At 66.6% G+C, this 19461-nt stretch carries 19 protein-coding genes and 1 pseudogene; 8 read left to right on the top strand and 12 right to left on the bottom strand.

What is annotated here, in order from left to right:
• Positions 1-41: 41 nt before the first annotated feature.
• The 5 genes from THSYN_RS17515 (at position 42) to THSYN_RS17495 (ending at position 4582) form a co-directional block, all read left to right on the top strand.
• The gene (locus THSYN_RS17515) at positions 42-533 is read left to right on the top strand and encodes a hypothetical protein (protein WP_100920267.1); all 492 of its coding nucleotides are present in this window, start codon (positions 42-44) and stop codon (positions 531-533) included.
• A gap of 153 nt (positions 534-686) precedes the next feature.
• Positions 687-2021, top strand: a complete 1335-nt coding sequence (locus THSYN_RS17510; protein ID WP_216644545.1) for an ISAs1 family transposase — start codon at positions 687-689, stop codon at positions 2019-2021.
• 31 nt (positions 2022-2052) lie between these two features.
• Positions 2053-2448: a hypothetical protein gene (locus THSYN_RS36570; protein WP_100917962.1), complete on the top strand. Its 396-nt coding sequence runs from the start codon at positions 2053-2055 to the stop codon at positions 2446-2448.
• 306 nt (positions 2449-2754) lie between these two features.
• Positions 2755-3735: a hypothetical protein gene (locus THSYN_RS17500; protein ID WP_100920266.1), complete on the top strand. Its 981-nt coding sequence runs from the start codon at positions 2755-2757 to the stop codon at positions 3733-3735.
• Between the two features lie 4 nt (positions 3736-3739).
• Complete coding sequence (locus THSYN_RS17495; protein ID WP_100920265.1) at positions 3740-4582, top strand: hypothetical protein; 843 nt, start codon at positions 3740-3742, stop codon at positions 4580-4582.
• A 57-nt stretch (positions 4583-4639) separates the two neighbouring features.
• On the opposite strand, the gene THSYN_RS17490 is transcribed toward THSYN_RS17495, so the two are convergent.
• A complete protein-coding gene (locus THSYN_RS17490) occupies positions 4640-5683 on the bottom strand; it encodes a ribonuclease T2 family protein (RefSeq protein ID WP_100920264.1) in 1044 nt (347 codons plus the stop codon).
• Positions 5684-5925: 242 nt separating this feature from the next.
• Here THSYN_RS17490 and THSYN_RS17485 point away from each other — a divergent pair, with 242 nt between their 5' ends.
• Entirely contained in the window at positions 5926-6588 is a 663-nt protein-coding gene (locus THSYN_RS17485) for a DUF2076 domain-containing protein (RefSeq protein WP_100920263.1), read from the top strand.
• 22 nt (positions 6589-6610) lie between these two features.
• Here the strand turns inward: THSYN_RS17485 and THSYN_RS17480 are convergent, their stop codons facing one another.
• The 7 genes from THSYN_RS17480 to THSYN_RS17455 form a co-directional block, all read right to left on the bottom strand.
• Positions 6611-7357, bottom strand: coding sequence for a Uma2 family endonuclease (locus THSYN_RS17480; protein WP_100920262.1), 747 nt, complete (start codon positions 7355-7357; stop codon positions 6611-6613).
• An 88-nt stretch (positions 7358-7445) separates the two neighbouring features.
• The gene (locus THSYN_RS34030) at positions 7446-7583 is read right to left on the bottom strand and encodes a hypothetical protein (RefSeq protein WP_157817751.1); all 138 of its coding nucleotides are present in this window, start codon (positions 7581-7583) and stop codon (positions 7446-7448) included.
• A 229-nt stretch (positions 7584-7812) separates the two neighbouring features.
• A complete protein-coding gene (locus tag THSYN_RS17475) occupies positions 7813-9987 on the bottom strand; it encodes a C10 family peptidase (protein WP_100920261.1) in 2175 nt (724 codons plus the stop codon).
• Between the two features lie 96 nt (positions 9988-10083).
• Entirely contained in the window at positions 10084-10626 is a 543-nt protein-coding gene (locus tag THSYN_RS17470) for a hypothetical protein (protein WP_100920260.1), read from the bottom strand.
• A gap of 556 nt (positions 10627-11182) precedes the next feature.
• Positions 11183-11992, bottom strand: a complete 810-nt coding sequence (locus tag THSYN_RS17465; RefSeq protein WP_100920259.1) for a S1C family serine protease — start codon at positions 11990-11992, stop codon at positions 11183-11185.
• Positions 11993-12477: 485 nt separating this feature from the next.
• A complete protein-coding gene (locus THSYN_RS17460) occupies positions 12478-13548 on the bottom strand; it encodes an AI-2E family transporter (RefSeq protein WP_100920258.1) in 1071 nt (356 codons plus the stop codon).
• Between the two features lie 9 nt (positions 13549-13557).
• Positions 13558-14001 (bottom strand): hypothetical protein, encoded by a 444-nt coding sequence (locus THSYN_RS17455; protein WP_100922478.1) that lies wholly within the window; start codon positions 13999-14001, stop codon positions 13558-13560.
• 403 nt (positions 14002-14404) lie between these two features.
• Between THSYN_RS17455 and THSYN_RS17450 the strand changes: the two genes are divergently transcribed.
• A complete protein-coding gene (locus THSYN_RS17450) occupies positions 14405-15712 on the top strand; it encodes an OmpP1/FadL family transporter (RefSeq protein WP_100920257.1) in 1308 nt (435 codons plus the stop codon).
• Positions 15713-15839: 127 nt separating this feature from the next.
• Here the strand turns inward: THSYN_RS17450 and dsrE2 are convergent, their stop codons facing one another.
• The 3 genes from dsrE2 to THSYN_RS17435 all read right to left on the bottom strand — a co-directional run bounded on the left by dsrE2 (position 15840) and on the right by THSYN_RS17435 (position 17060).
• Positions 15840-16319: a sulfur carrier protein DsrE2 gene (dsrE2, locus tag THSYN_RS17445; RefSeq protein WP_100920256.1), complete on the bottom strand. Its 480-nt coding sequence runs from the start codon at positions 16317-16319 to the stop codon at positions 15840-15842.
• A gap of 62 nt (positions 16320-16381) precedes the next feature.
• Positions 16382-16609, bottom strand: a complete 228-nt coding sequence (locus THSYN_RS17440; protein ID WP_100920255.1) for a sulfurtransferase TusA family protein — start codon at positions 16607-16609, stop codon at positions 16382-16384.
• A gap of 127 nt (positions 16610-16736) precedes the next feature.
• Positions 16737-17060 (bottom strand): rhodanese-like domain-containing protein, encoded by a 324-nt coding sequence (locus THSYN_RS17435; RefSeq protein WP_100920254.1) that lies wholly within the window; start codon positions 17058-17060, stop codon positions 16737-16739.
• Positions 17061-17145: 85 nt separating this feature from the next.
• On the opposite strand from THSYN_RS17435, the gene cysG reads away from it, so the two are divergent.
• On the top strand, positions 17146-18576 hold the full coding sequence (cysG, locus tag THSYN_RS17430; protein ID WP_100920253.1) for a siroheme synthase CysG: 1431 nt from the start codon (positions 17146-17148) through the stop codon (positions 18574-18576).
• A 162-nt stretch (positions 18577-18738) separates the two neighbouring features.
• On the opposite strand, the pseudogene THSYN_RS17425 reads toward cysG, so the two are convergent.
• Positions 18739-19227: pseudogene (locus THSYN_RS17425) on the bottom strand (L,D-transpeptidase family protein); the annotation flags it as partial.
• Positions 19228-19461 lie beyond the last annotated feature (234 nt).

Raw genomic sequence — 19461 nt, 5'->3', positions numbered from 1 at the left:
CCACTGTCTCAGGCAAGGCCGCAAGGACCGCGGCGCAGCAGATGGCCGACTGCCACCACTTCCGAACCAGCCGTTGGGTCATCCTGATCTTCGGCCTGCTCGGTGCGGCGTTGCTGGCCCTGGCGATGGTGTTTGCCGTGGTGGCAAAGGACACACTCTGCGCCCTTGCTTGCGTCAGCGTCCCGGCGGGCGGGACCGGTCTCTGGCTGCTGACCCGCGTGCCGCGCCTGCTGCGCACCCGCGTTGTCGTAGACGAATTCGGGATCACCTTGCGGCTACCGGTTTGGGCTGGTGGCTGGCTGCGTGGCGAGCGGGCGGTGCAACTGGGCTGGAGTGAGATCGAGCGGCTGACTCACGCGTACCGCTGCTACTATCCGATGCTGCTGCCCATGGTCGTCGATGAATACACACTGCATACGGTGCAGGGCGATTTTATGCTCACCCGGAACCTCTGCTCCAGGCCGCGGCAGATCATGGCGCTGATCGCCGCACGCACCGGCAAGCCGGTGGAGGACCTTGGCCTGCGACACTAGTGCAGTCCACTGGCGGATGGGGTGCTGGCCGGGACCAGGGGCGCGTGCTGTCCGGCACCCAGGGCTCCGTCGAGTTCACCCGTAGCCCCTTGAGCTTGTGACCGATGTTCGCAGAACTGGATTTTCGGCCCGAAATGTCTTACAACAGTCGGCATGGCCGAAATTCCTTGCCAGTCCTGCCGCCCCGCGTCGGAGTTACTCCGGCGTCTGGAGGTCCGCCTGATCCTGCCCGGGGAGCGGGACGCGTGGGATGCGCTGGTCGAGGCGCATCATTACCTGGGCCTACGCTCGTTATTCGGCAAGACCTTACGCTACGTTGCCACGCTTGATGGGTGCTGGCTGGCGCTGCTCGGCTGGCAGGCGGCGGCGCTCAAGTGCGCGGCCCGCGATGCCTGGATCGGTTGGCCGCGGGTGCTGCACTATCAACGCCTGCATCTGCTGGCCAACAACGCCCGGTTCTTGATCCTCCCCGCCACCGGGCGCGTCCCTAATCTGGCCTCGCGCATCCTGGCGCTGAACCTGCGGCGCCTGTCCGACGATTGGCTGCGCGTCCATGGTCACCGCCTGTTGCTGGCCGAGACCTTCGTCGATCCAACGCGTTTTACCGGTGCCTGTTACCGCGCCGCCAACTGGCAGGTGGTCGGCACCACGCGCGGCTTTGCGCGCTGCAACGGCCGCTATACCCCCCATGGCGAACCCAAGCAGGCACTCGTCTATCCGTTGCACCCACGCGCCCGGGCGCTGTTGTGCGCCCCCGTGCTACCCGCCCCTTGGAGCACGCCAATGCAATCCGTCACCCTGACCACGGCCCAGATGCAGGACCTGCAGCAGCGTCTGCGCGCGCTGCCCGATCGGCGCCGTCCGCGCGGTAAACGCCATCCCCAGGCCACGGTGTTGAGCATCGGCCTCGCCGCCGTACTCGCCGGCAACCGCGGCTATACCGCGCTCGCCGAGTGGGCAGCGCGCCTGACCCAGGCCCAACTCAAGCGTCTACACGCCCGCTACAATCCCCGCACCGAGCGCTTCGAGCCACCCTCCGAGCCGACCTTGCGCCGCGTCCTGCAAGCCAGCGACGTTGCCGCCATTGATGCCACCTTGAGTGACTGGCTGCTCGGCCTCGTCGCTGCCGACGATGCCGTGGCCGTCGATGGTAAGGCCCTGCGCGGGGCGGTGCGCCCCGACGGCACCCAGGTGCATCTGCTCAGCGCGTTCCTCCAAGATCAGGGCGTGACCGTGGCGCAGCGCGAGATCCCGGCCAAGACCAACGAGATCCCGGAGCTCAAACCGCTGCTCGCACCCTTGGACCTCACGGGACGGGTGGTCACCGCCGATGCGCTGCATACCCAACGCGAGACCGCGCGCTTCCTGGTCGAGGAGAAACAGGCCCACTATTTTTTCACGGTCAAAGAAAATCAGCCCACCCTCTATGCCGACCTCAGCGCCCTGACCGAGGCGCATTTCCCCCCTCTGCACCACGACCCTCGATAAGGGCCATGGGCGCCTGGAGCAGCGCCGCTTGATGGCCTCCACGGCCCTCAACGACTACGTCAACTTCCCCCACGTCGCCCAGGTCTGTCGCATCGAACGCGCCGTCACCGAACTCACGTCGGGCAAGCAACGCGACGAGACGGTGTTCGCCGTGACCAGCCTGCCACCGCAGTTGGCCGACCCGCCGCGACTCCTGCAACTCAACCGCGGCCACTGGGGCATCGAGAACCGCTCCCATTATGTCCGCGACGTCACCTTCGACGAGGATCGCTCGCGCGTGCGCGTCGGCCACGGACCGGCCATCATGGCCAGCCTGCGCAACTTCGCCATCGCCTTGGCTCGTCTGCACGGCTTTACCAATATCGCCAGCGCCCTGCGCGCCTTCGCTCACCAACCGCGCCGGGCCCTGGCCGCCATCGGCGTCTGACACCCGACGCCGCTGACGCTGACGCACGGCCGCTCCGGCGGAGGCTGGCGCTCGCCTGCGCCCGCGCACTTCCCCTTCGCGCGCCTCGCCCAACCCCGCGATCGTCTTCGCCAGATCTACCGCCCGACCGTCACCCGCGCGCTTCGCATCGCCCGAGGCCCCCGCCGCTACGTCAAGCCCCCGGACTTTGACGGGACCCTGGTCCGGCACCGCGGGTCCCTTGCCGACCTCCCCTGCCTTGGCTACACTCATGCGTATGAATCGCCCCTGCGAGCCGATTTTCCATTGCGTCATGGCGCTCCCCCTATGAATACCCATTGCGTCGCTGCCCGGCATGTACTCTGGCTGTCCGTACTACTCGTCGTCGCCGGTGCCAGCCCTGCCGACGCCGAGGACTCCGACCGAGTCGAGGACGACACCGTCGCGTTCTATCAAGGGAAGGGTTTCGTCCTGGTCAGCACGACTGAGGTCGAAGTGGCTGAAGGCTATGATTTTATCTTGTTTGAGGGCTGTGAGACCGGAAAGGAGATCCCGCTCGCCAACGGCCAGACCTTTGTCTGCGAGGACGATGGCGCGATTTCGGCCGAGTTCATGGCGGACGTGTCGATCCTCAAGCACCCGACCACGGGCGAAACCAAGGTCGTGATCGCCAACCGCACCTTCAAGGGAACCTTGAAAGGCATCGCTGACCCGGCATCGCTCGTTGCGGCCTTGCCTGTCGCAGCGCCGCCGGCCCCTCAGCCCTCGCCGCCCGTTGCCGAGCCACGGCCTGTTGCGCCGCCGCCCGCCCCGGCGCCCGGTCCGCAGCCCCCCGCGTTCGGTGACCTGAGGCCCGTGCCATCGCCTGCTCCCCCGCCCGGCCCGAGGCCGTTGCCGCCGACCTTCGCCACTCCAGCCCCCGCGCCGGGGGTCGGACCGCCATCGCCCCAGCCACCGTCGGCAACGCTGATCGCGCCGGTCGTCGGCACCTGGCATACCAGCCTGGTCCTGGGCGGCGCCCGGGTCGAGGGCATTGCGATCCTCGAGGCTAACGGGAACTTCAACCGATTCGAGCGCTGGGACTTCGGTTTGACCGTGCAGGTGTGGGGTACCTATACCGTCTCGCCCATCTCCTCGACGCTGTTTCAACTCAGCCAGAAGCCGACCGGGTGGGAGCCCCAGGAGTGGTGCGTCCGCGACAACGTGTGCACGCAGCTGAATTATCCCGCCGCCGCGACCCAGTTCACCTTCCTCGACGCCGACCGGCTCCGCGACGAGCAGACGAAGGCAGTCTACAAGAGGCAATAGCGCAATGAACGTCCGTCATTACGTTGCAGTTGTCATTCTGATCAATCTGCTTGCGTGCGGTGCTGAGGTCGCGCTCGCCCAGCCGCCGGCCGCGACGCCGACCGACGCGGGGCCTTCATCACATTGGCGATTCTTGCGCCACGACCCCGACAGCCTTGCGCGGCTTGGCGGTGGCGACATGGTCGCGGGGATGAACAAGCTCGGCGAGGTGGGATTTGAGCTGTTCATCGTCACCACGGCGAACGATCAAGGTGCTGCTGGTTGGCTGTATTTCAGGCAATCGCCATGGCACCGGCCGCTGCCGCAGCCGCCGATTGAATATAAACTGATCGACGATCAGGGCATTACTGATCTGGGCCTCAACAGCTTCGCCGACGGTCTGATCAAGTTGGAGAACGACGGCTGGCAACTGGCTGCGATCACAACAAGAAATGGCGGCGCGGGTTGGCACTTTTTTTTCCGCAATAAAGTGGCGATGATTCCGGATAGCGGAGCGGGCGCGCCAGCCGCGGCGTCGAGCAGCCCCGGCGTAGCGCCGGCCGCGGGCAATTTCTCGACCCCCGGGGCCGCGGTGCAAACTTTGATCGCCGCCGCGACCGCGCGCAATGGTGAACTGCTGAGCCACTGTTTCGCCGACAGCGCGGCGGAGGAATTCACTTCGCTGCGAAGCCAGACCGCGTCGCAGAAAGATCTGGACGACCTGGCAACCCTGTTCCAGGGCGCGACTGTCACCGATGAGCAAATCAAGGACGATCGGCACGCTACCGTTGCCGTCAAACTGTTTACCCGGAACGAAAAAATCGCGTTGACCAAGACCGCGGACGGGTGGCAGGTGGTTGATTTCTGATCGAGTCGCGGCCCCGGCCGTGGCCGGGGCCCCTGGGGCCTGCGTTGGCGCTCCGATCTAGCGACCGGGGCCGGCCCGATCCACCCAGCCGCCGCGGCAGCCGACCGTGCGCGTCGGTGCCGCCCGGATCAGCTCGGCCAGGGGCGACTGGTCCGTGATCGCCCCCTTGAGCCCGATGCGCAGTTCAGTGATCAGGCCGTCCTGGTCGCACTCCAGCCGCACCCGCTCCCCGCTGCCCGGACCGAAGGTGCGCGCGACGGCGGCCCGTACCTCCTCCGCGCGCAGCCGTTTGCCGATGTTGGACTCAAACAGCCGCTGCACCTGCGAGTCGTTGAGTTGCGCGAGCAGCGCCAGCGCGTGCCGGAAGTAGGTCTCCGCATCCGTGCCGTAACAGCTCCCGTGCTTGGCCCACTCGTGGCGCTCCAGGTTGCCGGCCGTCCCAGGCATCTGCTGCTCGAGCTGTGCGCGGGTGGCTGTGCTGAGGTCAGGCCGCGGCAGGCGCTTCCAGTCACCCGACTCGGCGGCGGTGCGGTCCGGCTGTGCGATCCCGCAGTAGGCACGCCCGATCGGTTGCGGCCAGAGCCCGTGGAGCGAGAACCGGCGGGCGTCGGCCCGTTCCGGGGTCAGACCCTGGCACTCCGGGCGATGTGGGCGCGGCTCGCAGAAGGCCGGCTGCCAAGTGGCGGCGAGGACGTACTGGGCGTCCATCCCGCCCGGCGCGGCGGCAGCAGGGGCCGTGGTCGGGGTTGCCGCCCGGGTTACCGCGGGTGGCGCCGACGGTTGGTCCGGCGCCTGGGGTGCGGCCGCCAGGGGCGCAGCGAACCGGCCGCAGGAGGCCTCCACCCACCGGTCCTTGGGCTCTGCGGACTCGATGCGCACTTGGTAATGCGTCGGCTGCGGCTGGTTGCGGGCGACGACCCTATAGCTTTGCCCCGGCACCAGACGGATCTGCCCCGGATTCTTCTGATGCTTGGTCGAGGTGCCCGCCGGACAGTCCTTCTCCGCGATCAGGCTGCCCGCGAAGGGCTCCGCCGCCGCGGCCAGCGGCCAGAGACACAGGAGCAGTGGGAGCAGTGGGAGCAGTGGGCGCGACGGGTGCATCCGGCGGTTCTCGGTGTTGGCTCATTCGGGTCGGAGCGGTGATCCATCTCCCCAGTTTACCTCGTTACGGCCGGTAGCGGTCCGTCCGCAACCGCGGTCGAGGCTTCAGTTGGTCCCGCACCCGCCCGCGGGGCCTCGCCGCGGCGACGATTTGCACGCTCCGGCAGCGTGGGAATGCGGGCCGGCGGACCCATATGGCGTCTGTCTTGCGAACACTTTCAACCAACACTCAAGGTGACACGATGGAACAAAACGAACGCCAACTGATCGACGGGCTCTTCGCCAAGCTGAAGCAGGCGCAGCAGCAGTCCGGTCCCCGCGATCCCGGCGCGGAGCAAGTGATCGCGGAGGCCCTGCGGGCCCAGCCGGCGGCACCCTATTACATGGCGCAGGTAATCCTCGTCCAGGATCACGCGATGCAGGCGCAGTACCAGCGCATTCAGGAGCTGGAGCAGGAACTGGCCGAGCGCCCGGCGCCGGCGGCCGGCGGCGGGAGCTTCCTGGGCGGACTCTTCGGCGGCGGTTCGGGCCAGTCGGTCGGCACGGTGCTGCCGGGGGCTGAGCGCGCGCCGGTCATGGCGCCCGGCACCCCTTACGGGACCCAGCCCCCCCAGAGTCGGGGCTGGGGCAATCCGGCGGTGCCGGCAGCCGCCGGCCGCGGCCCCTTCGGGCAGGGCCAGCCGGGCGGCGGCGGTTTCATGTCCTCGGCCCTGACGACCGCGGCCGGGGTGGCGGGCGGTGTCATGCTCGCCAGCGCCTTGGGCGGTCTCTTCGGCGGCCAGGAGGCGAAGGCCGCCGAGCCGCCGGCGAACGAGCCGGAGCCGGCCGCGCCCGATCAGGCGGACCCGCAGGACGACACGCTGCTCGACGACGGCGGGGACTTCGCTACCTTCGGGGACTTCTGAGGCTTGCCGCGCGGACCTGGGCTCAGGGCTCGATCCCCAGTGCGCGCAGCCGCTCGGCCAGCCGCTCGGCGCGGGCGTGCTCCTCCTGTGCACGCAGGCCCTCGCGCGCGGCGCGTTCACGCTCCTGTCGCGCTTGCGCGGCCTCGTGCTCGGCCCGAGCGGCCTCATACTCCGCCCGCTCATCCGCACGCTGGAGGCGCTCGGCCAGTTCCACGGAGGTCAGGAAGGGCTGGCCCGCGGGGTCGAAGATCTCCAGGGTCGCCCCGCTCAGGGCGAAGCGGATACCGAGCCGCGGGCTGGTCCAGCCCTTCAGATGCGACATCCGGTGCAGCCGCCCCTGTTGGCGCAGCCACACCTCGAGCCGGTTGGCCGCGGGGTCGTAGACGTAGTATTCCTCCACCCCGAAGCTGTCATAGAAGGAGCGCTTGTCGGCCATCTCTTTGAGGCTGTTGGCCGGCGACAGGATCTCGAAGACGACCTGCGGGGCTATGCCACCCTCTTCCCACTGCTTGTAGCAGCCGCGGCGGCCCTTGGGTCGGCCGATGGCGACCATCACGTCCGGGGCCACCGGGCCGGTGATCTGCCGATCCTTGGTCGGATACCAGAAGAGATCGCCGGCAACAAAGACATCCGGGTTTTGGGTAAACAGGATCTCCAGGTTCTCCTTGATCTTGACCAGCCATTCATACTGTTCGGTGTTCTCCGCCATGGGCTGACCGTCGCTCTCCGGGTAGGGGTCGTCGGGGTCGTAGTGCGGCAGTGGATTCATCGCCTCAGGTCCTCCTGCGGGGTGGTGCAGGCGTGCAGCATAACCAACCGCGGGGCGGCTAGGTAGGGTCCGCTGCGCGGACCGGCCTTCAGGAGCCGCTCGGTCGCCTCGACGAAGCGGCCGAAATGGACCGCAAGCGGCCGCTGCCCAGCACCGCGACCCCCGGGCGCAGCCCGCTGATGTCCTTGCAGATCTGGACCCTGATACGGTCGCGTGCGATGTGCATGACCTACCTCCCCGAGCAGGCCTGCGCCCCGACCCGCACGGTCTCGGTCTTGGGGCTCAAGACCTCGAACCAGCGGGTCGAAGCGGAGTGCAGCATGATGAAGGGCAACGGCAAACAAAGCGGCGGCGAAGACCGGGAGACCAGGTCTGCGCCGCCGGGATCGGATGCGCCACAGGGGCTTGGCGGCGCGCCGCCGCGCGTGACGGTGCGCCGTTGCCCCCTGTCGGCGCTAGTTTCTCGTCACCAGGTAGGCCCCGGTCGCGCCGACATGATAGGCCGTCGCGTGGATCGTCAGGGTCCCCGAGGTCGTCGCTCGGTAGACGATCCGGGAGTTGAACCCACTGTAATCATCGTTGGACGCCAGCACGCCCCCGGCGCTGTTGAGCAGGAACAGATAGGCGTCAAAGGCCGCCGAACTCAACGTGATCGTGTAGGTCGTGCCCGCTGTCGCGGCGAAGGTGGTGTTGTCGTAGTAGCTGCCCGCGCGCACCGTGGAGCGACAATCGGTCGTCGCCAAGGTCCCGCTGGTGCTTCCCACACTGATCGGTGTCGTCGTGCAGCCGGCACCGCCGGCGAGGGATACCGTGTAGGCGCCCGTCGCGCCGCCACTAAGGGACGTCGCGTGGATCGTCAGGGTCCCGGAGGTCGTTGCGGTGTAGACGATCTTGGAATTCCACGAGCCATTGCCGCTGTCATTGTCGGCAAGCACGGAAGCGCCGTTGAGCAGGTACAGGAAGGCGTCGAAGGACTTCGAGTTCATGGTGATCGTGTAGGTCGTGCCGGCCGCTACCGCGAAGGTGAAGTTATCGTAATAGCTCGGCGAGCGCACCGTTGACCGACAGTCGGTCGTCGCCAGGGTCCCGCCCAAGGTGCTGCCCGCGCTGATCGCCGTCTTCGCGGACGTGCAGGCTGTCGTGAAGGTCACGGCGGGCGCCTCGTTCGAGTTGACCGAGTCCCCGCCGGCGTTGTAGGCCCGCACCCGATAGTAATAGGTGGTGCCCGCGGTCAGCCCGGTGTTGCTGAAGCTGGAGACATTGGTGGCCGGCAGGGCGATTTCCGCATAGGTCCCGGACACCCCCGTCTTGCGTTCGATCCTGAACCCGGTTTCGTTGCTGCTGTTGTCCGTCCAGGTCAGGTTGATCTGTGAGGTTGACGATGCCGTCGCGGTCAGCGCCGTGGGCGCCGTGGGCGGCGCAGTCGCGGGGCGAATGTTGAACACGGCCGCCTGGCTGCTGTTGAAGTTGTAGCCGGCCGGGTTCAGGTTGCTGATCAGGAAGTATCCGTCGTATGCACCATTCCAGCCCCAATTGAAGTGGAAATAGTCGGAGGCGTCGTAGCCATCCAGCACGAAGGCGTGACCCCCGCTGCCATATCCGACATAAAAAACCGGTCGTCTCGCATCGAGGTCCGTCTTGATCTTCGCGATCCACGCGGTGTCGCTGTAGGCTGAGCGATTGACGATGTTGTCCGCCAGGTAGCGGAAGTAATTTCTGAATGCCGGTGCGACGGCTGACGGGTAGCAGCCCGAACCACTTGGCCCATAATCCATATCGAGTGCGATCCCGGCCTGGCTCAACACCGTCGCCGCGGCGCTGTTGTAGGTCGACAGGCTGCCCGTTGTCGGGATGGCCGCCCAATTGTAGGTGGTGGCGCCGAAATTTGCCGACAGGGTGCCGTAGGTTGCGTGAGTATAGGCGTGTGAGCCATTACCGGTCGCCGGGTGGCTGTGATATCTCAGGATCTGCCCGAAGGCCGTCGCACAGCACCCGACCAGTGCGTGGCGGTCCGGCCCCGCATTATCGGCGGGACAAAACTGGTTGTAGTAGGTACCCTGTGACCAGGTGGTAGCCAGGAGCGGTGCGACCGCTGTGAGTACCGTGCTGCCCAGGGCATTCCCGGTCCGTATCTGGGGCTGCAAGCTTGGATCATCCAGGCGCTGCCAGGCGTCGGCAATCACCGCGGTTACGCCGTCCGACGCGAGGCTGCCTGACGAGGTTCGGCGGGCGCCGGCTTGGGCCGCCGCACGGATACTATCATTGACTTTACTCATCCATTCGAGGTAAGCGGGCGGCGCATCGTCGCGCTGCGCCGTGCCGTCTGGCGAGTACGCAATGATCGGATAAGCGGCATCGTCGGCCGCGACGATCGCCCAGCCACCCGGATTCATGTTCAGGACATAGTAGGCCGGGACCTGAGCCGCGGCGGCGACTGCGACGCTGCGGTCAAAATCCGGCAATGCTTCATGCGCGATGCCGGTTTGATCCAACATCCAATTGGTGGCCACGATCTGCGCACGCTCTGGTGCGACCGGCGCGGCCAGGGTACTGACGGCAGTCAATTGCAGGCAGGCAATGACAGCGAGACCTGCGATAATCCGTGATCGAGTATTCATACGCGATTTCATTGCGCTTCTCCATATGGGAAAGGACTCAAGGACGATGCTGCTGCCCGACTGACGTGATCGGTTCGCTGCAGGCAGAAGGGGACGACCGCTCCCCGGCTAATCTGTAGCGACGGCCGTTGCACCTCCTTGCCCGATGACGAGCGAATCGGTCGGCGACAGCAGGACGATCAGCGCGCGACGACAGCCGGTCATGATCGGCAGGTCAATGCCGACGAGCGTACCGCTGAGGGTGACCGTGCCATCCCAGTCCGCGCTCTGCGCGGCCAGCGTGTCGAGGATGCGCGGGGCCGCGGCGGGTACGACACGCACCTCGAGGTTGAGTGTTTGGGCGGCGTTGTAAAGCAGGAATTTGCTTTCCGGCAGCCACGGGTGCAGCCGCTGATCCCAGATGTTGATACGGCTGACCACCCCCTGAATGCGACACCGCGTCTGCTCGCACGGGCCGGGCGTCGAGCAGTCGCCGGGCACCCCGCACCGGGCATAAATCTCATCGATTGTCATGGTCTTGCCTTGTTCACCGGGCGTCACCGGCGACGCGGCCTGCGGCGCTGCGGCGCAGGGGCCGACCAACAGGACGAGGAGCGCCGTTAACAACAGGCCATCAACAAGCGGCACGCGCCCGGTGCGTGAGTACGGCATGGCAGTGGGTAATCCAAGGTGTTCCGGCTGTGGTGTCCCAGCGTCGGTCCGCACGCTGTTTCTTCAGCTGACAAGTCTGGTTGTCGATGGGTCGCGGCACGTGGGTGCCTGCTGGTTGAATTGTCCTGAAATTGCGGAAGCGCAACCCCCTAAACCGTCCTGGTTGTGGTTGGGTCACAACCCTCGACTGCAAAGAGAGTGTAGTTAACGAGCCCGGTTGGAATGTGATCCAGATCAAATAATCCGACGTACTTACTCACAATCAGAAAATGAATCAGAAAATGCCTACAGTCAGCGCCGACGCAAGCGGCGCACAGGATGAGGCACCCGCCGCCGGGCAACCCCGGGCCGGAGTCCAAGGCTTCGGCCTTGTCGTGGGCGCGGCGCAGGCGCCGGTCCGTGCGCTGCGTGATGCCGTGCGCGCCCTCCTGAGCGGCGACGAGCAGGGCGGCGGCCTCCTGCCGGCAGGCGGCGAGGCCCGCGCGCGCCTGCGCCTGCGCCGCGAGCCTCCGCTTGAAGCGGCGTCGGTCCGGTCCGGCGTCGGCTGGCCGGCTCGTCAGGGCGAGAGCTTGACCCCGGCCTCCTCAAGCAGGGTGCGTACATGGTCCACCGGGATCGCGTAGGTGATGCCGCTCGGGTTGGTCAGGGCGACCTCCTTGGTACCCTTGACGAAGACGCTGTTGATCACCCCCAGCACCCGGGCGCTGCCGACCGCGTAGAGTGGGCTGCCGGAATTGCCCGGGTAGGCGGTGGCATCCAACTGAAAGATGTCGAAAGGCTTGTCCAGGCGCTTCAAGACCTCGGTGGTCAGGTCCCGGCCTGAGCCCACCGGGATGACCACCGGGGTGATGGCGGAGATGATCCCCTGATGGGTTGCGGGAAAGAGCCCCAGGGCATTGAGGATCGGGTACCCGGTGAAGGCGATCGGCTCCCCCTCGCGCGCCTCGGTGCTCTTGCCCAGGCGCAGGGCCGGCAGGGGGGCGCCGCTGAAGCGCAGCAGGGCCAGATCATGGGCGCCGTCGCTGCGCACCAGGGTGGCCTCGCGCACCTCGGCCCGATCGCGACCGGCCGGTATGAAGATGGCATAGGTCTCGCGCCGGTCCGCATCCAGCTTGGCGGACACCACATGGGCATTGGTCACGATGTGGTTGCCGGCCACCGCAAAGCCGGTCCCACGCAATTCGTGCTGTTGGGCGCGCACTACCTGGAAGGTCCCGACCGCGACCACGCTGCGTTTGACGGTGGCCGCCGTCTCCGGCAGGCCGGCGGACGCGGCCGACAGCGAGAGGGTCAGCAGGGCGGCGGCGCTCAGGCACTGGCGGTGTCGGGGTCGGGCAAAGGCAAGACGGTGCAGGTGCAGGTGCATGGTAGGGGTCCGAAGGTGTGTAGAAACCGATCATAGCTTAGACACGTCTTGCTGCGGGCACCCGCAAGTGTGCCGCTGCGTCATTGATGTCCATCCCGGAACCCGCAATTGCGCACTGGAGGTCGAGGCTTTAGCCGGATCGGGCCGTTGCGATGCGAGGTCGACCGGCTAACGGCCATGAGGGGTTGTCCGTCACCCCCGAAACATGAAAGCCCCGGGCGGGAGCGGCTTTCACGGTAACCCGACTGACGCGATTCTTCTCTGCGTCTCCGCGTCTCTGCGTGAGATTCTTTAAGAGGTCTCACGCAGAGGCGCAGAGACGCAGGGGCGGTGACCCACGACGCTCGGGTAACCCGCGAAATCTCGTCGCGGCGGAAGCCGCTCCCGCAGCGTCGCTGCGCGACTTTCACGGTAAAGCCTCGACCTCCGGTCGACTGGCGGCCACAAGGCGGTCCGCGCTGTGCGCGAACTCACCTGGTTTGGGCTCAGGACGGGTCTTGACCTCCCCCCGCGGGCCAGCGGGGCCAGGCGGTCAGGATCGCGTGGACCAGGGTCGCGAGCGGGATGGCGAAGAACACGCCCCAGAACCCCCAGAGGCCGCCGAAGACCAGGATGGCGACGATGATCGCCACCGGGTGCAGGTCCACTACCTCCGAAAACAGCAGGGGCACCAGGATATTGGCGTCCAGGGCCTGGACCACGGTGTAGACCGCACCGAACCAGATGAACTCCCCGGACCAGCCCCACTGAAACCAGGCGATCAGGACGACCGGGACCGTGACCACCACGGCCCCGATATAGGGCACGATGACCGAGAGCCCTACCAGCAGGGCCAGCAGCATCGCATAGTCCAGACCGAAGACCAGAAAGGTGATGTAGTTGGCCGCCCAGACGATCAGGATTTCCCAGAATTTGCCGCGGATATAGTTGGAGACCTGGCGGTCCACCTCCGCCCAGACGCAGTCCGCGATGCGGCGGTATTCGGGCAGGTATTGCCTGAACCAACCCAGGATCAGGTCCTTGTCTTTGAGGAAGAAAAACACCAGGAGCGGCATCAGGACCAGATAGACCAGAACGGTGATGAACCCGACCACGCCGGCGAGGGACCAGGACAGTACCCGCTGCCCGAAGGCCACGGTCTCGGCGCGCAGTGAGCCGATGACCTCGTCGATCTGTTCGGCGGTCACCAGGTCGGGGTGACGGCCGGGCAGTTCCGCCAGGGCCCGGGTCCCCTCGTTGATCATGGTCGGGAGCTGTTGGACCAGGTCGGTCACCTGCCGCGAGACGAGCGGTAATACCCCGAACAGGAACAGGGCGACGAACAGCAGGAAGCCCAGATAGACCACCAGGACGCTGGCCGTGCGCCCCAGGTCCCGGCGCTCGCAGAAACCCACCGGACCCTCCAGCAGGTAGGCGATGACCATGCTCGCCAGCACCGGGGCCAGCATGTTGCCCATGGTCAGGACCACCGCGAACAGGATCAGCAGGAGCAGCGTCAGGAAGACCAGTTGGGGATCGGAGAGGTAGCGGCGGAACCAGTCGGTGACGATGCCCATGATGGTCGGTCAGTCGCCCTCCGGCGCGTCGGCTTCCAGTTCCCCAGACGCGTGGCCCTGGTGCGTGCGATAGTCCTGGTAGCGGCGCCGGAACAGCGCCTCCAGGTCGTCGATGACCGCCGCCGCCGTCCGGCCATGCAGGACATGGGCGGACATCAGGCCGGCGGTCTCGTGGAGCATCGGCTCGCGATCGAGCATCGCGTAGGTCAGGCCAAGGCGGCGGATGGCGGCGATGACCGTCTCTCGGTCCGGGCGGGGCAAGGGGGTCGGTTCCTGAATTTGGGTCCGGGACTGGGCCTGAGGTGGGACCTGATCAGGAGCGGGCGCCCCGCCCGCGGCGAGGAACTCGGCAAAGGCGAGCAGGCTTCGCTGCTGCGGGGTGCCGAGTTGGGCGAAGATCTGTGCCAGGCGTTGCTCGGGTGCTGGGGTGGGCGCGGGGTTGGAGGTGGGCATGGTCCCGTTTGCGGGTTTCCGACGATAGACGACCATCATAGCACAACAAAACCTGATCCAGAGCGCGTGTTACTGTGATTTCAAGGGCCTTTTCGTGATTTGCGACGGTTCCGACCCCCGGGACTGCTGTCGTTTTTTTGCTACTGACATCTGATCGCAACAAGATGGTGGAAATCCCCCGTCGCTTCGCCTACAGTTGTGAATCGCAGACGCTCCTCTTAAATATACGGATTAACTAAGGATTCCAGGCTGCGGCCCGGGTCCGGCAGGGGCTTCGTCGGGACCTATCTCATTGTGTTCGGCGAGCAACCTGCAGTGCGAGCCTGGGCTCACGCGGACCGGTGGATGCGACGATCGCTGCATATCGACAACAGACAACGACATCATCATGGGGGGACCAGTAATGTACTCAAGAATCGCCCGCTCGGTGGCCGCGGCCCTGGCCGTCGGCGCCATCGGCACGCTCGCCGCTGTCGGCAGCGCGCGCGCCGCCGGGTTCTCGCTGCCCGAGGCCTCGACCGCGGGCATCGGCACCGCCAATGCCATGGTCGCCAACCCCAAGGACCTCGGCGCCATCCCCTATAACGCGGCGGCCATGGGGTTCCACGATAAGTCCAGTGTCGCCCTGGGCGCGCTCATGATCGGCCCCTCGTTCTCGGTCACCACGGCGAGCGGCAGCCACGACAGCAACGGGGCGGATTGGGTCGGCGTCCCCATGATCCAGGCGGCGATCAAGGTCGCCGACCGCTGGCGGGTGGGTCTCGGGCTGACCGCGCCCTTCGGCCTGGAGACCCGCTGGCCCTACGGCACCTTCCCGGCGCTGAGTCAGAGCGCGACGGTGCGGTTACCGGCCCCGGTCGGGCGCGTCAGCATCCCCACCGCTAGTCACCCGACCAACAGCAAGCTCGAGATCCTGGACTTGGCGCCGTCGGTGGCCTTTCGGGTCAACGAGGATCTGAGCCTGGCGGCGGGACTGGACATCTATTGGGCCAAGTCCGCCGAACTGAACTCCAACCTGGGCTCCATGAGCGGGGACGGGACCGGGGTCGGCTTCAATCTTGGCCTGCTGTATCGCGTCGGGGCCCTAGGCCTGGGTGCCAGCTTCCATTCGGCCTCGACGCTGGGTCTGAGCGGCAATTTCACCCCCTCCAACACGACCTTGGTGGCGCTCGGGCGCTTGCCGCAAGGCCAATCGGCCAGCCTGGATCTGGACCTGCCCTGGCGCCTGCAACTCGGCGCCCGTTATGAATTCACCAAGGAACTGGCGGCCGAATTCGATTGGAGCTACACCGGTTGGAGCAAATTCCAGCAGTTGGTCGTGACCGGTGATCGCACCGGCGCCCGGATCTCGACCGAGACCAACGCCTGGAAGAACTCCGGTGCCTATCGCTTGGGCCTGACCTGGCAGGTGCGCCCGACGACCCAGTTGCGCCTGGGCTATGCCTACGACGAGACCGGCCAGGGCGACAACTACTTCAGTGCCCGGGTGCCGGACAACAACCGCCAGACCTTCGGGATCGGCGTCGCCCAAGACTTAGGCCGCGGCTTCTCGGTGGAGGCCGGCTACATGTATGTCATGGGCGAGAAGCGCAACGTTCGCAGCGCCGTGCCCTACACCAGCACCAGCGGTGTCAACGGCACCAATGCGCTCAACGGCCAATATGAGATGAGCGCCAACCTGATCGGCATCGAACTCGTGATGACCTTCTAAGGACGGGTCCGCGGCGCGGCCCGTTTTTTCCGGCCACCGCCGCGGGTGATAGCCGTCGCGGCCGGGGGCCGCTCCTACGCCGTAGGAGCGGCCCCCCGGCCGCGCCGGGTTGCCGCGAGGCCGGCGTTCAGATGTACAGACAAATGTCGCTGGTGCCGGCGAACTCAAAGAAGGCGGCGGCGCCCGCGAACTCCACCCCGGGAATGAAGGCGGTGGGGTCCATATCGAAAAGGTCCACGGTCATCTGGCAGGCGATCAACTTGACCTCGGCCTCCTGGCACAGCTCGCGCAATTCCTCGATGCTGGCCACGCCCTTTTTCTTCATCTTGGCCTTCATCATGATGGTCATGATGCGCTGCATGAAGGGCAGGGTGGTGAGCAGCACCGGCATGAAGCGTTCCATGCCGCCGGGCATCGGCATGCCGGGGTTGCCCAGTGGGGTGACCTTCAGATCCGGGTCTTTCTTCAGGAGCTGCAGCCCGTAGAAGGTAAAGAAGATCTGGACTTCATAGCCGAGCGCGGCGGCGGTCGAGGCAAGGATGAAGGGCGGATAGGCCCAATCCAGTGAGCCCTTGGTAGCAATGATGGCAAGCTTTTTCTGGGCCATCGGGTCCTCCGGCGTGTCTGTGGTTCAAACGATGATGGGGGCGGCGGGGTGAGTCGCCGGGTTCAGCCTTTCGTGATCAGAAAATGGAACTTGCCGCCTTCCTCCCGCGACTCGGTCAGTTCGTTGCCGGTCTGCTTGGCGAAGGCGTCGAAGTCCCGGACCGAGCCCGGATCGGTGGCGATGACGTGCAGCACCTGCCCGGCGGCCATCGCGTTCAGGGTCTTCTTGGCACGCAGGATCGGCAGGGGACAGTTCAGACCGCTCGCGTCGAGTTCTTGGTCATGGGCCATGGGGTACCTCCGGAGTTTCGCTGTTTTAGAATATGTGAAAATACGCGAGTGGCTATTTTTAGGCCAAATCCGCTAAAAAGGCAAGGCAGGAAAGGCCGCGACCGGGCCCTGTCCCCGGACTTTCGCGTCAGTGCCCCGGGAAGCTGATCGCGTAGCCGTGCCTGGCCCAGGCGATGATCCCGCCGCGCAGGTTCAAGGCCCGTGCAAAACCCTGCTGCATCAGGTAGGCGCAGGCCTGGTAGGAGCGGGCGCCGCTGCGACAGTAGAGCACCAGGTCCCGGTCCCTGGGCAGTTCGTCCAGACGCAGCGGCAGCAGGTGCATGGGCAGGACCAGCGCCGCGGGCAGCGCCCCCCCGGCGATCTCCCCCGCGGTGCGGATATCCACCAGCAGAAGGTCCTCGCCGGCCGTCAGCCGCCCATGCAGGGACTCCGAATCGATCTCGTTGACCACGCTGTCCGCCTTCCAAACGCTTTAGTAATTAAGTATATTAAGATGTTTTGCATCTTAACTCAACGCCCGATCCAACCGGACATCTATGGAATTTTTACCGATCTTTCAATCCGTCAGGGGCCGCCCCTGCCTGGTGGTCGGCGGCGGCACCACGGCCCGCCGCAAGATCGGCAGCCTGTTGCGCGCCGGTGCGGCGGTGACCCTGGTCGCTCCCCGGCTCACGGAGGACCTGGCGCGGATGGCGGCGGCGGGTGAATTCCGTCACCTGGCCCGCGGCTTCGAGTCGACGGACCTCACCGGCATGAAGCTGGTGATCGCCTCCACCGACGACCGGCTGGTGAACCGGCGGGTCGCGGCCTTGGCGGGTGCCGCGGACATCCCGGTCAACGTCGTCGATGATCCGGACGCCTGCACCTTCCTCCTGCCGTCCATCATCGACCGCGACCCGGTGGTGGTGGCCATCTCCACCGGCCGCGCCTCGCCGGTGCTGGCGCGCCTGCTGCGCACCCGGCTCGAGTCCCTGATCCCCGCGGGTTACGGGCGCCTGGCGGCCCTGTGCGCCCGCTACCGCGACCGGGTCAAGGAACGCTTCAGCGACCAACGCGACCGCCGCCGCTTCTGGGACCGGGTCCTGCAAGGTGCCGTCGCCGAGCGCATCTTCGCGGGCCAGCTCGACGAGGCGCAGGCGGCCATCGAGCGCGAACTGGCCCCGGGGGCCCTGGACCGCGATTTGGGCGAGGTCTATCTGGTCGGTGCCGGGCCCGGCGACCCGGATCTGCTGACCTTCCGGGCGCTGCGCCTGATGCAGCAGGCGGACGTGGTGGTCTATGACCGGCTGGTGGCCGAGCCGATCCTGAACATGACCAGGCGCGACGCCCGCCGCATCTATGTCGGCAAGGAGCGCAACCACCATACCGTGCGCCAGGAGGAGATCAACCGTCTGCTCGCGGACCTGGCCCGCGACGGGCACCGGGTGCTGCGCCTGAAGGGCGGAGACCCCTTCATCTTCGGGCGCGGCGGCGAGGAGATCGATACCCTGGCGGCGCAGGGCATCCCCTTTCAGGTGATCCCCGGGATCACTGCCGCCTCCGGGTGCGCCGCCTATGCCGGCATTCCGTTGACCCATCGCGACTATGCCCAGTCCGTCACCTTCGTCACCGGGCACCTCAAGGACGGCACCATCAACCTCAACTGGCCCCAACTCGCCTACCCCGGTCAAACTGTAGTTTTCTACATGGGCCTGATCGGGCTGCCGATCATCGTGCGGGAGTTGATCGGCCACGGGGTCCCGGCGACGATGCCGGTGGCCCTGATCCAGCAGGGCACCACCCACATGCAGCGGGTCCTGGTCGGCACCCTGGCGACCATCCTGGACCTCATCGCGGCCAACCCGCCCCAGCCGCCGACGCTCGTCATCGTCGGCGAAGTCGTGCGCCTGCGTGACAAGCTGTCCTGGTTCCGCACCTTCACGGACCCGCACCAGGGGGCAACGACGCCGATCCTGCCCGGGACCTGAGCGATGATGGAACCAAACGGGAAACGCGACTCATATGACGGCGCCCGCTGGTCCGCTGTCGTCTGGGGTCCGGGGCCTTGACCCAGGTTGCTGCGGTGCCCGATACGCAGGGTCATCGGAGCGGGCTGACGGTGTGCGGGGCCTGTCACCCACGCCTTCGTCTCCCTCCAGGATCGCGACCGGGGTCCCCACCGGGGTGAGGTCGAACAGTTCCACCAGGTCCGCGTTGTGCATCCGCACACAGCCGTGGGAGCGGGGTTCGCCCAGGGGCACATGGTCCGGGCAGCCGTGGATGTAGATGAAGCGGCGCAGGGTGTCGAGCGGGCCGCCGCGATTGCGGCCGGGCTCGCAGCCGGTGAGCCAGAGGATGCGGGTCAGGACCCAGTCCCGGTCCGGGTAGGCGGCGGCCAGTTCGGGGCCGTAGACCTCGCCGGTCGGGCGCCGGGCGCGAAACACGGTGTTGGCCGGGCAGCCGGCACCGATGCGCAGGCGCACCCGGTGCTGCCCGCGGGGGGTGCAACCGCTCCCGTTGAACTCGCCCGCGCCGTTCAAGCCGGTGGAGACGCGATAGCGCGCGCGCATGCGCTCGCCCTCGAACAGGGTGAGCGTCTGGGTCGCGAGGTCGATGAGGATGCGGCGTGTGGTGATCATTCTCGGAAAGAAGGTTTTCTCTCACGGAGACACGGAGACACAAAGAAAGAGATTTCCTGGCGGGACGTGGTATTTCCGGACGGGGCGCATGCTTTCGGCGGGACGGGGTATTCACCCCGACCCGACTGTTTACGGCCTTACGCCGAGCGCATCGCCAGCGGTCTGCGGCGCCGTCCGAAACGTTCCGGACGGGGCGCATGCCCCGTCCGGCCCGCGGCATATCCCGTCCAGTCC

Origin of the sequence: Candidatus Thiodictyon syntrophicum (assembly GCF_002813775.1) — a bacterium.
In the GTDB taxonomy this organism is placed as follows: Bacteria; Pseudomonadota; Gammaproteobacteria; order Chromatiales; family Chromatiaceae; genus Thiodictyon; species Thiodictyon syntrophicum.
Note: the sequence above shows the minus strand (reverse complement) of the source record. Positions and strands in the feature narration are given on the sequence as shown.

What these genes read in the sequence shown, in the direction of transcription:
- THSYN_RS17475 (WP_100920261.1), bottom strand. Translation starts at nt 9,987, where the DNA reads ATGAAATCGCGTATGAATACTCGATCACGGATTATCGCAGGTCTCGCT.
- THSYN_RS17450 (WP_100920257.1), top strand. Translation starts at nt 14,405, where the DNA reads ATGTACTCAAGAATCGCCCGCTCGGTGGCCGCGGCCCTGGCCGTCGGC.
- THSYN_RS17485 (WP_100920263.1), top strand. Translation starts at nt 5,926, where the DNA reads ATGGAACAAAACGAACGCCAACTGATCGACGGGCTCTTCGCCAAGCTG.
- THSYN_RS17510 (WP_216644545.1), top strand. Translation starts at nt 687, where the DNA reads ATGGCCGAAATTCCTTGCCAGTCCTGCCGCCCCGCGTCGGAGTTACTC.
- THSYN_RS17440 (WP_100920255.1), bottom strand. Translation starts at nt 16,609, where the DNA reads ATGGCCCATGACCAAGAACTCGACGCGAGCGGTCTGAACTGTCCCCTG.
- THSYN_RS17495 (WP_100920265.1), top strand. Translation starts at nt 3,740, where the DNA reads ATGAACGTCCGTCATTACGTTGCAGTTGTCATTCTGATCAATCTGCTT.
- THSYN_RS17470 (WP_100920260.1), bottom strand. Translation starts at nt 10,626, where the DNA reads ATGCCGTACTCACGCACCGGGCGCGTGCCGCTTGTTGATGGCCTGTTG.
- THSYN_RS17465 (WP_100920259.1), bottom strand. Translation starts at nt 11,992, where the DNA reads ATGCACCTGCACCTGCACCGTCTTGCCTTTGCCCGACCCCGACACCGC.
- cysG (WP_100920253.1), top strand. Translation starts at nt 17,146, where the DNA reads ATGGAATTTTTACCGATCTTTCAATCCGTCAGGGGCCGCCCCTGCCTG.
- THSYN_RS17515 (WP_100920267.1), top strand. Translation starts at nt 42, where the DNA reads ATGGCCGACTGCCACCACTTCCGAACCAGCCGTTGGGTCATCCTGATC.
- THSYN_RS17455 (WP_100922478.1), bottom strand. Translation starts at nt 14,001, where the DNA reads ATGCCCACCTCCAACCCCGCGCCCACCCCAGCACCCGAGCAACGCCTG.
- dsrE2 (WP_100920256.1), bottom strand. Translation starts at nt 16,319, where the DNA reads ATGGCCCAGAAAAAGCTTGCCATCATTGCTACCAAGGGCTCACTGGAT.
- THSYN_RS17490 (WP_100920264.1), bottom strand. Translation starts at nt 5,683, where the DNA reads ATGCACCCGTCGCGCCCACTGCTCCCACTGCTCCCACTGCTCCTGTGT.
- THSYN_RS17480 (WP_100920262.1), bottom strand. Translation starts at nt 7,357, where the DNA reads ATGAATCCACTGCCGCACTACGACCCCGACGACCCCTACCCGGAGAGC.
- THSYN_RS34030 (WP_157817751.1), bottom strand. Translation starts at nt 7,583, where the DNA reads ATGCACATCGCACGCGACCGTATCAGGGTCCAGATCTGCAAGGACATC.
- THSYN_RS36570 (WP_100917962.1), top strand. Translation starts at nt 2,053, where the DNA reads ATGGCCTCCACGGCCCTCAACGACTACGTCAACTTCCCCCACGTCGCC.
- THSYN_RS17500 (WP_100920266.1), top strand. Translation starts at nt 2,755, where the DNA reads ATGAATACCCATTGCGTCGCTGCCCGGCATGTACTCTGGCTGTCCGTA.
- THSYN_RS17460 (WP_100920258.1), bottom strand. Translation starts at nt 13,548, where the DNA reads ATGGGCATCGTCACCGACTGGTTCCGCCGCTACCTCTCCGATCCCCAA.